Below are 952 nucleotides of genomic sequence, written 5' to 3' on the forward strand. Positions count from 1 at the left end.
CCCAGTCTGCTCGCGGCCTTGTTCTGTCGCATGATCAGGTCGAGATCCGATCGATCCAGCGTATAATGTTTGGCGATCTCCCTTTCGTTATCCGGGATGATCGTCGCCTGTTGCCACCATGCCTCGCTCAGTAATGCTCTTCGCGCCATTCACTGATCTTCCCGTTTCGCCGCGGAGAGTGCAGCGAAACGGAAAATGCGTGTCCGACAAACGAACGTTTCGCGGCATCCACAGTTCTTGTCCGCAAACCTTGTCATGAAACGGCAAATCGGACAATGTCCGAATTCAACGGAAAAACGGACAAACCACGTCTCATGACCTCTATCGGCTATGCAAGGGTCTCCACCGGCGAGCAGGACACCGCCCTGCAACTCGACGCTTTGCGCAAAGCAGGTTGTGAAAGGCTGTTCGAGGATAAGGCATCCGGCGTGAAGACTGACCGCCCCGGGTTGGCTGAGGCGATCCGCTACGTTCGCGACGGCGACACGCTCACAGTCTGGAAGCTCGACCGCCTCGGCCGGTCGATGAAGCACCTCATCGAGATCATCACCGAACTGGAGGCCAAAGGCGTCGGCTTCCGATCCATCACCGAAAACATCGACACCACGACATCCGGCGGTCGCCTGGTCTTCCACCTGTTCGGCGCGCTGGCACAGTTCGAGCGCGATCTGATCCGGGAACGAACACGTGCCGGTCTGCAGGCCGCAGAGGAACGCGGCCGACGCGGTGGCCGACAAGTCGTCGTAACCCCGGACAAACTTGCCAAAGCCCGCCAGCATCTGGCGGCCGGTTTGAACGTCCGGGAAGCCGCGGCCCGCGTGAAAATCGGGAAAACCGCCCTCTACGAAGCTCTCAAGGCCGAAAAAGCAACGACATCCACGGTTAAACCAACCTGAGTTCCGGATACGTTCTTAAAAGTCGGACAGATTCGCCACTTTCGTGTCGTGACGCC

At 58.6% G+C, this 952-nt stretch carries 2 protein-coding genes; one reads left to right on the plus strand and one right to left on the minus strand.

Features of this window, described 5'->3' with window-relative positions:
- On the minus strand, window positions 1–149 hold a 149-nt coding region (locus ACODTZ_RS36125), incomplete at its 3' end, for a DUF4158 domain-containing protein (protein ID WP_489032121.1).
- A gap of 165 nt (window positions 150–314) precedes the next feature.
- On the opposite strand from ACODTZ_RS36125, the gene ACODTZ_RS36130 reads away from it, so the two are divergent.
- On the plus strand, window positions 315–896 hold the full coding sequence (locus ACODTZ_RS36130; protein WP_174007827.1) for a recombinase family protein: 582 nt from the start codon (window positions 315–317) through the stop codon (window positions 894–896).
- Window positions 897–952: the final 56 nt, after the last annotated feature.

It is taken from the genome of Rhizobium sp. FG113 (genome assembly GCF_057809895.1).